The 8,883-nt window shown below is 72.6% G+C and carries 9 protein-coding genes and 1 riboswitch; of the genes, 6 read left to right on the top strand and 3 right to left on the bottom strand.

The genetic code is table 11. The annotated features are described in order from the left end of the window. Window positions 1-111 precede the first annotated feature (111 nt). Window positions 112-351 (top strand): hypothetical protein, encoded by a 240-nt coding sequence (locus HCJ92_RS19310; protein ID WP_167934884.1) that lies wholly within the window; start codon window positions 112-114, stop codon window positions 349-351. Window positions 352-418: 67 nt separating this feature from the next. Here the strand turns inward: HCJ92_RS19310 and panB are convergent, their stop codons facing one another. Next, window positions 419-1,312 carry a 3-methyl-2-oxobutanoate hydroxymethyltransferase gene (gene panB, locus HCJ92_RS19315; RefSeq protein WP_167934885.1) on the bottom strand — a complete coding sequence of 298 codons (894 nt, stop codon included), beginning with the start codon at window positions 1,310-1,312 and terminating at the stop codon, window positions 419-421. Between the two features lie 374 nt (window positions 1,313-1,686). On the opposite strand from panB, the gene HCJ92_RS19320 reads away from it, so the two are divergent. Continuing rightward, window positions 1,687-2,703 carry an endonuclease/exonuclease/phosphatase family protein gene (locus HCJ92_RS19320; protein ID WP_167934886.1) on the top strand — a complete coding sequence of 339 codons (1,017 nt, stop codon included), beginning with the start codon at window positions 1,687-1,689 and terminating at the stop codon, window positions 2,701-2,703. Window positions 2,704-2,887: 184 nt separating this feature from the next. Next, window positions 2,888-2,949, top strand: a riboswitch (guanidine-III (ykkC-III) riboswitch). An 11-nt stretch (window positions 2,950-2,960) separates the two neighbouring features. Next, window positions 2,961-3,275 (top strand): SMR family transporter, encoded by a 315-nt coding sequence (locus HCJ92_RS19325; protein WP_167934887.1) that lies wholly within the window; start codon window positions 2,961-2,963, stop codon window positions 3,273-3,275. Between the two features lie 95 nt (window positions 3,276-3,370). On the opposite strand, the gene HCJ92_RS19330 is transcribed toward HCJ92_RS19325, so the two are convergent. Further along, window positions 3,371-5,152 carry an NAD+ synthase gene (locus HCJ92_RS19330; RefSeq protein WP_167934888.1) on the bottom strand — a complete coding sequence of 594 codons (1,782 nt, stop codon included), beginning with the start codon at window positions 5,150-5,152 and terminating at the stop codon, window positions 3,371-3,373. A gap of 436 nt (window positions 5,153-5,588) precedes the next feature. Here HCJ92_RS19330 and glnA point away from each other — a divergent pair, with 436 nt between their 5' ends. After that, the gene (gene glnA / locus HCJ92_RS19335) at window positions 5,589-6,950 is read left to right on the top strand and encodes a type I glutamate--ammonia ligase (RefSeq protein ID WP_167934889.1); all 1,362 of its coding nucleotides are present in this window, start codon (window positions 5,589-5,591) and stop codon (window positions 6,948-6,950) included. Window positions 6,951-7,096: 146 nt separating this feature from the next. Here glnA and HCJ92_RS19340 read toward each other — a convergent pair whose 3' ends face one another. Beyond that, window positions 7,097-7,252 carry a hypothetical protein gene (locus tag HCJ92_RS19340; RefSeq protein ID WP_167934890.1) on the bottom strand — a complete coding sequence of 52 codons (156 nt, stop codon included), beginning with the start codon at window positions 7,250-7,252 and terminating at the stop codon, window positions 7,097-7,099. Here HCJ92_RS19340 and HCJ92_RS19345 point away from each other — a divergent pair. Together HCJ92_RS19345 and HCJ92_RS19350 are read left to right on the top strand one after the other, a co-directional pair. Further along, window positions 7,251-7,418: a hypothetical protein gene (locus HCJ92_RS19345; RefSeq protein ID WP_167934891.1), complete on the top strand. Its 168-nt coding sequence runs from the start codon at window positions 7,251-7,253 to the stop codon at window positions 7,416-7,418. The genes HCJ92_RS19340 and HCJ92_RS19345 overlap by 2 nt on opposite strands. A gap of 257 nt (window positions 7,419-7,675) precedes the next feature. After that, the gene (locus tag HCJ92_RS19350; protein WP_167934892.1) at window positions 7,676-8,830 is read left to right on the top strand and encodes a class I SAM-dependent methyltransferase; all 1,155 of its coding nucleotides are present in this window, start codon (window positions 7,676-7,678) and stop codon (window positions 8,828-8,830) included. The last annotated feature ends 53 nt before the right edge of the window (window positions 8,831-8,883 follow it).

The following is an 8,883-nucleotide window of genomic DNA, read 5'->3' on the forward strand; positions in this document are numbered from 1 at the left end:
CACCCGTCCCGGGCGACCGGGCCGGGTGGCCCGCCGGAAGCGGCGGCCGTGCGCGACAATGGGGCGGTACGTACCCGCCGTGTCCCCGCACCGCAGCGAAAGAGCCGCCCCATGCCCCGCCGCATCACCCCCGCCGCCGCCCGCCGCCTGGCCGTCCAGGCCGTGATCGTCTGCGTGATCGCCCTGGCCGCGGCGGTGATCTCCTTCGCCCTGATGCGCAACGTCTGGCTCGGGGTGGTCTGGGTGCTGCTGGCCGGCGTCGCCTCGAACCTCGCCTGGTACTACCGGCGCGCCGCCGCGTCCCCCCGGTCGGCGGTCCCCGCCGGTGAGGGCGCGGGCGCGGCGGAGTGAGCGTGCGGCGGGCCCCCGGCCCGTGCCCGCACCGGCCCGAGGGGGCCGGCACGGGCGCGGGCCGCGGTCAGCGGAAGCTGTGCTCCGGGGCCGGGTAGCCGCCCTCCACCACGTCCTCCGCGAACGCCTTCGCGGCGTCGCCGAGCACCTCGCGCAGCCGCGCGTACTCCTTCACGAAGCGGGGCTTGCGACCCCCGGGCCAGTCGGTCATCCCCGCCATGTCCGTCCACACCAGTACCTGGGCGTCGCACTGCGCGCCCGCGCCGATGCCGACGGTCGGGATGACCAGCTCCCCGGTCACCTCGGCCGCGAGGTCGCCCGTGACCAGTTCCAGGACCACGGCGAACGCGCCGGCGTCCTGCACGGCCTTGGCGTCCCGCCGCAGCTGCTGCGCAGCCTCGTCGCCGCGGCCCTGCACGGGGTGCCCGCCGTAGGCGTTGACGGACTGCGGGGTGAGGCCGACGTGTGCCATCACCGGGATGCCCGACCGCACCAGCAGGTCGATCGCCTCGGCCGACCGCTCGCCGCCCTCCAGCTTCACGGCGCCGACGCCGGCCTCCTTCATGAGGCGAGTGGCGTTCCGCAGGGCCTGGACCGGCCCCTCCTGGTAGCTGCCGAACGGCAGGTCGCCCACGACCAGCGTGCGACGGGTGCCGCGGACCACCGCCGCGGAGAGCATGATCATCTGGTCGAGCGTCACCGGCACCGTGGAGTCGTACCCCAGGTGGGCGTTGCCCGCGGAGTCACCGACGAGCAGCACCGGGATGCCCGCCTCGTCGAACACCGCCGCCGTCATGGCGTCGTAGGCGGTGAGCATCGGCCACTTCTCGCCCCGCCGCTTCGCCGCGGCGATGTCGCGCACCGTCACCCGACGGCTGCCGCGACCGCCGTAGAGCGTGGGTGCGGCGTCGCCCGGCGCGGGCGTGCCCGGCGTGCGGGCAGGCTCGTTCGACTGCGTCATCGCAGAACTCCTGTTCGTCGTCTCGAAGCGCCCTTCGGCGTCCCCGGATCACCTCCATCGTCCCACCGGCTCCGGGGTGCCGAGAAGGTGCCGGGCACCACGAGGAGGAGACGTCCGTCACGACGCGCGCGGGCGGCGTCACGGAACCGGCCGGTCCCGGCGTGACGTCCTGGTATCCGAGAGCGACGCCCGCGACCCGGGGGTGACGGGCCCGTGACCGTGCGGCAGCCCTGCGCCGGCAGCCCTGCGCTGCGCCGGCCGACCGATCCGACCAGGCGCGAAACGACACGGAGAGGCACCGTCCGATGTCGGTCCGGGGCGTCGGCTCGCCTATGGTTCCTGGGGCAACACGTCACGGCCAGCGAGGGGGACAGATGGCACGCACCGACACCTCCGCAGTAGCACCGGCGCCCGAGGCCGGTGAGTCGGGGAGTGAAGGGCGCCGGGCCTCCAGATGGAGCGACCGCACCGGGCGGTGGCGCCGCGGCCTCGTGATCGCCGCCCTCGCGTTGCTGACCGCGGCGATCATGCTGCTCCACTCCAAGCTCCCCAACTCCGTGGGCAACCTGGGCAGTCTGATCCAGACGTTCCTGCCCTGGTTCGGCCTCGCGGTGCCGGTGCTGCTGGTGTGCGCCCTGGTGCGACGGTCGCTGTCGGCCGTAGCGGCCATCACGGTGACCGTGATGGTGTGGGTCAACCTCTTCGGCGGCGCGCTGCTCGACAAGAGCGGCGAGGGCGGCGCGTTGATGGTGGTCAGCCACAACGTGGATGCCCACAACCAGGATCCCCGCGGCACCGCCCGCAGCCTCGTGGAGGCGGACGCCGACGTCCTCGCCCTCCAGGAGATCCCGGAGGGGCAGGAGGAGCTGTACGACTCCGAGTTGAGCGACAGCTACCCCTTCCACAGCGTCCAGGGCACGGTCGGTCTGTGGAGCCGGTTCCCCATGGGCGACAGCGAGGAGATCGACATCGGCATGGGGTGGCCCCGCGCGATGCGCTCCACCGTGGAGACCCCCCAGGGCGTCGTCGCGGTCTACGTCGCCCATCTGCCCTCCGTACGGGTGGAGTTCCGATCCGGCTTCACCGCCGGGCAGCGCGATCGGGCGGCCACCACGCTGGCCGAGGCGATCTCGGCGGAGCGCCACGAGCGGATCATCCTGCTGGGCGATCTCAACGGCACCATGAACGACCGGGCGCTCGCCCCGCTGACCTCGCAGATGCGTTCCACCCAGGGCGCCACCGGGCGGGGCTTCGGCTTCAGCTTCCCCGCGCACTTCCCCATGACCCGCATCGACCAGATCATGGTGCGCGGCGTCGAACCGGTCTCCTCCTGGTCGCTGCCGGCGACCGGCAGCGACCATCTGCCGGTCGCCGCGCGCGTCGACCCCTGACGGCCGTCTCATGGCCCCCGGGACGCCGACGGCAGGGCCTGCCGGGAGCGGTCCGGCCGGGTGACTCCCGGTCGACGCTCCGGGCGATGCCGGGTGACGCTCCGGATGATGCCGGGTGACGCCGCCCACCCGGTGAGGAAGCCCACGCGCCCGGGCCGGTCGCGGGATGTGTGCGAGAGTGGTGACAGGGCCGCGACAGGCTCCCGGACGAGTGCGTCGTACCCGGCCAGGACAAGACGACGCATGGAGGGATCGTCGTGGCCTGGCTTCTTCTTGTCGTCTCCGGAGTACTGGAGGCCGTCTGGGCGACCGCCCTGGGGCGCTCGCACGGATTCACCCGGCTCGGACCCACCGTCCTCTTCGGAGTGGCTCTCGCGCTCTCCATGGCCGGGCTCGCCCTCGCGCTGCGCACGCTGCCCGTCGGCACCGCCTACGCGGTGTGGGTGGGTATCGGTGCCGTGGGTACCGCCGGTTACGCGATGGCGTTCGGCGGTGAACCCGCCACCGTGCTGAAGCTGCTCTTCCTCGCGGGCATCGTCGGCTGCGTCATCGGCCTCAAGCTGGTGCACTGACCGCAGCACAGCACAGCACAGCACAGCACAGCACAGCACCGTCGGCCGCACGCCCCTCGGGGTGTGCGGCCCCACCGCGGTCGTACGACGCCGGGTCAGCCGAGGCCGGACCCCGGCGTCGTGTCGCGGGCGCCGGTCTCCCGCCAGCCGTTGGTGATCGGCAGTCGGCGGTCCTTGCCGAACCCCTTGGGCGAGATCTTGGTGCCCGGTGGGTACTGCCGCCGTTTGTACTCGGCGGTGTCCACCATCCGCAGGATCCTGGTGACGAGTTCGGCGTCGAACCCGGCCGCCACGATCTCCGCGTGTCCCTGATCGCGGTCGACGTACCGTTCGAGGATCGCGTCCAGCACCGGGTAGTCGGGCAGCGAGTCGGTGTCCACCTGGTCCGGCCGCAGCTCCGCACTGGGCGGCTTGGAGATCGAGTTCTCCGGGATCGGCGGTGTCTCCCCGCGCTCGGCGGCGTGGTCGTTGCGCCAGCGCGCCAGACGGAAGACGGTGGTTTTGTACACGTCCTTGATCGGCCCGTAGGCGCCGACGGAGTCGCCGTACAGCGTCGAGTAGCCGCAGGCCAGTTCGGACTTGTTGCCCGGGGCCAGCACGATGTGGCCCTCCTGGTTGGACAGCGCCATCAGCAGCGTGCCGCGCAGCCGCGACTGGAGGTTCTCCTCCGCCAGCCCGGTCAGCTCCGTCGCGGCCATGTAGGCGGCGAACATGGGCTCGATCTCCACGGTCCGGAACGGCAGCCCGGCGCGGTCCGCGAGCTCCGCCGCGTCGTCGCGGGAGTGTCCGGAGGAGTACCGGGAGGGCATCGAGACGCCGTGGACGTTCTCCGCTCCGACCGCGTCGCAGGCGAGCGCGGCGACGAGCGCGGAGTCGATCCCGCCGGAGAGCCCGATCAGGACGGAGCGGAAGCCGTTCTTGCGGACGTACGCCCGCAGCCCCATCACCAGGGCCCCGTAGATCTCCTCCTCGTCGCCCGTGGCGGGGGCCGCACGGCCGGTGTGCACCGCCTCGTAGGCGGGCAGCGGGTCCGCGGAGACCGTCCGGTGGTCGATGCGCAGCCCGTCCGCGACCCTCCCGGCGGGGACCTCGCCCGCGGCGGGCAACTCCAGATCCACCAGCAGCAGTTCCTCGGCGAACTGCGGTGCGCGGGCGATCACCGCGCCGTCCGCGCCCACCACGATGGAGTCGCCGTCGAAGACCAGCTCGTCCTGGCCGCCGGTCATCGCCAGGTAGGCGGTGGTGCAGCCGGCCTCCTGCGCCCGCTTGCGTACCAGCTCCAGGCGCGTGTCGTCCTTGTCCCGCTCGTACGGCGAGGCGTTGACGGAGAGCAGCAGACCCGCCCCCGCGGCGCGGGCGGCCGGGACCCGGCCGCCGTCCTGCCAGAGGTCCTCGCAGATCGCCAGCGCGACGTCCACCCCGTGCACCCGCACCACCGGCAGGGTCTCCCCGGGCAGGAAGTAGCGGAACTCGTCGAACACCCCGTAGTTCGGCAGGTGGTGCTTGGCGAAGCTCAGCACCACCGTGCCGCCGTGGAGCACCGCCGCGGCGTTCTGCGGCGCGCCGGCGGGCTGGCCGTAGCGGGCGCCCGCCTCCGACCGGTCCAGGTAGCCGACGACGACCGGGACCCCGCCGAGGCCCTCGCGCTCCAGCCGGGCGGCGAGCCCGGTCAGCGCGGCGCGGCTGGCCTCGACGAAGGACGAACGGAGCGCCAGGTCCTCGACGGGGTAGCCGGTGAGCATCATCTCCGGGAAGGCGACCAGGTGAGCGCCGTCCGCGGCGGCGCGCCGGGTGTGGTCGACCACGGCGTCGGCGTTCCCGGCGAGGTCGCCGACGCGGGAGTCGATCTGGGCGAGGGCAAGTCGTAGCTGAGGCACGCCGCCGAGTCTACGCCCTTAATCGTCTAACTGACGAGATGTGCGGGGTGCGTCGCCCGTCACGCCCGGCCCGGCCCCCGCCGCGGTACGCCTTCCGGGTACGCACGGCGGCGTGCCTGCCCGGTCCGCGGCGTCCTCCGCGCCGCGCTGCTCGCCGGACCGCGCGGGGTTCGTGACGAGTCGTCGCGGCGCCGCCGCACCGCCTCGCGCCCCGCCGCGGACGGTGAGCGGGTGTGACCGTCCGGAGTGCCGGCGCGTGCCCGGCCCGCCGTCCCAGCCGACCCCGCGAAGGCGATGCAACACGCGTCGGGGGCCGGCCGTGACGCGGGTACGCAACGCCCGCGAAACGGTGTGGTGGAATGCTCGTGTGCCCCGGGCGGCCCGGGGTCTTCCAAGGTCCGGTGCCTTGCCGCGTGACCAGCGAGGATGGGTGGAGATGGACAAGCAGCAGGAATTTGTGCTCCGGACGCTGGAGGAGCGCGACATCCGGTTCGTCCGGCTGTGGTTCACCGACGTGCTCGGCTACCTGAAGTCGGTCGCCGTTGCCCCCGCCGAACTGGAGCAGGCGTTCGACGAGGGCATCGGCTTCGACGGCTCCGCCATCGAGGGCTTCGCGCGTGTCCACGAGTCCGACATGATCGCCAAGCCCGCGCCCGCCACCTTCCAGGTGCTGCCGTGGCGCGCCGAGGCCCCCGGCACCGCCCGGATGTTCTGCGACATCCTCATGCCGGACGGTTCGCCGTCCTACGCGGACCCGCGCTACGTCCTCAAGCGCATCCTGTCCAAGACCTCCGACCTCGGGTTCACCTTCTACACGCACCCCGAGATCGAGTTCTTCCTCCTCAAGGACAAGCCGGTGGACGGCAGTCGGCCCACCCCGGCCGACTCCTCCGGCTACTTCGACCACACCCCGCAGAACATCGGCATGGACTTCCGGCGGCAGGCCATCGCCATGCTGGAGTCGATGGGCATCTCCGTGGAGTTCTCCCACCACGAGGGCGCGCCCGGCCAGCAGGAGATCGACCTCCGGTACGCCGACGCGCTGACCACCGCCGACAACATCATGACCTTCCGCCTCGTCATGAAGCAGGTGGCGCTGGAGCAGGGCGTGCAGGCGACGTTCATGCCCAAGCCCTTCTCGGAGTACCCGGGTTCGGGCATGCACACCCACCTCTCGCTGTTCGAGGGCGACCGCAACGCCTTCCACGAGACCGGCGCCGAGTACCAGCTCTCCAAGGTCGGCCGCTCCTTCATCGCCGGGCTGCTGCGCCACGCCGGCGAGATCTCCGCCGTCACCAACCAGTGGGTCAACTCCTACAAGCGCATCTGGGGCGGCGCCAACCGTCCCGCCGGGGCCGGAGGGGAGGCGCCCTCCTACATCTGCTGGGGCCACAACAACCGCTCGGCGCTGATCCGCGTGCCGATGTACAAGCCCGGCAAGACCGGTTCCACCCGGGTCGAGGTGCGCTCGCTGGACTCCGGGGCCAACCCGTACCTGGCCTACTCCGTGCTGCTCGCAGCCGGCCTCAAGGGTGTCGAGGAGGGATACGAGCTGCCCGCCGGCGCCGAGGACGACGTCTGGGCGCTGACCGACGCGGAGCGCCGCGCCCTGGGCATCGACCCGCTGCCGCAGAACCTCGGCGAGGCGATCGACCTGATGCAGCGCAGCGAGCTCGTGGCGGAGACGCTGGGGGAGCACGTCTTCGACTTCTTCCTGCGCAACAAGAAGCAGGAGTGGGAGGAGTACCGCTCCGAGGTCACCGCCTTCGAGCTCCGCAAGTCCCTCCCGGTGCTGTAGGGCCAGAAAGCGCGCCTGCTTCGTGACCGGGAGCGGGGAGGCGGGGCTTCGCCCGGGAGCCCCGCTCGTGGTTCTGCCGGAGCAACCGGAGCCACGTGCCCCCGGTTGTTCCGTACGGCGGCCAGGTGGCGTTCGTCGGCCTCTGATCATCGGAGCTCGGTCAGGTTGTCGGCCTGTCCGGGACCGAGCGAGAAGCGCCGGAAGCCCCCCGATGCACCAGGTTCGCCCGCGCGGTCGATTTCGAAGGTCACCCGCCATCCGCCGGCGAGTTCGTCCTGAACCCAGCGATCACCACGGTTCATGAGCTTCCACAGCTCCGTCGACGGCTGCCGTGACGTCCAGGGCAGCGAACCTCCGGCCTCCGCGGACGAGATCGAAGTCGTGCAGACCGGGGCGGCTTCCGTCGTCGTGTGGCCGCACCTCCACCTCGGGCAGCGCCTGTTGCAGGCACAGCCGGACCGTCGGTGATTCGGCGAGAAGCAGGCGAGGTGGTGGGCGGCGATGCCTCGGGCAGTCGTGGCGAGATGTTCGGCGGCTGGGCCGTGGTGACCCTGGTGACTCCGCTCCGCACGGCGGAGTGGCGATCGTGGGATGTCCCGAGCGGGAGCGGTCCGCGCGATTCATGCCACGACCATCAGGTCTGGACCTTTGTTCGGTCAGGGGTCTAGGCTCCAGAGCGCTCCGGATGCCAACTCGTCTCGCCCCGCTGCTGGATGGGAATGCCTGTGATCGACATTGTGGTGGTCCTCCGGGCGGAGGACGCGGTCCTGGACTTCTCGACCGTGCTCACCGCCCCCGACCGTCCCGAGGTCCGTGTCGTGGTCGCCGGGACCGGCGACGTCGTGGTCCTGTCGCCGGACGGCGAACTCGCCGACACCCTGGCGGCGCTGGGGCAGCGGGTCCGTCCCGGTGGCGTGGTGGGGGCGTCACCGGGACCGGACACGCTCTCCGCGCTGATCGACCGCGCGGCGGACGGAGCCCCGGCCCGAGTGTGGACCCATTCGCCCGGGGACAACCGGCAGAGCCGCGGCCGTCTCGGGCGGGACGCGGCGATCGCCTCCGGTGGACGGCCGGTACGGCACGCCGTCGGCTACTCGCCTTTCCTCCAGTACGTCAGCGACGAGGACCGCGCGCTGACCGCCGCGGACATCGGCCGCAAGACGGCGTTCGTCAACCGCTGGTGCGGTGGGCTGCTGGCCGAGGCGGACCCCGAGTACGTCGTCGACACCCCCCGGATACCCGCCGTCGAACGCTACTTCGACACCGACGCCGAGCAGCGCGAGCGACTGTTCGCTCTGCTGGCCAGCCTCGGCGACGAGGCCGCCGCCGTCGCGGACCCCTGGGAGTTCGGCACCTCCGCCTACGAGCAGGAGCGGCTGGACGCGACCACGGCCTGGGCCGCCCGCTGGGTGCGTCCGGACGACGGGCCGCTGGTCGAGGTCGGCGCCTGCGAGGGCGCGCTCACCGCCCGGTTGGAACAGAAGGGCTTCCGCGTCGAACCCACCGAGCCCAACGGTGCCTTCCGCGCCCGACTGGACGCGACGCGGCCGGGATCGGCACCGGCGGGCACGGAGGACCTCGCGGCGCTCGCCGCCGGGCGTCACCGGCCGGGCGCCGCCTACCTGCTGGTCGAGATGTTGTACTACGGCCAGGACCTGGCGCTGCTCGACGCGTTGCCCACCGACACGCTGCTGGTGGCGCTCGAACCCGGTGCCGTCGCCGCCCGGCTCGACCCCTGGCTCGCCGAAACCACCACCTGGCGGGCGGTCGAGCGCGTCGAGCTGGTGGCACCCGCCGTGGAGGCGGTCTGCCGGGGGCGGGCCTACCTCAGCAAGCGAGGCAGCACCGGCCTCGTCCTGCGCCGCCACGCCACCGGCTGACCGGGGCCCGGCCGCGTCCCGCCTCGGCGCGCCCGGTCCGAGCCGGCGCCCAC

The sequence above is a fragment of the Streptomyces spiramenti genome (assembly GCF_012034385.1).
Taxonomy (GTDB): Bacteria; Actinomycetota; Actinomycetes; order Streptomycetales; family Streptomycetaceae; genus Streptomyces; species Streptomyces spiramenti.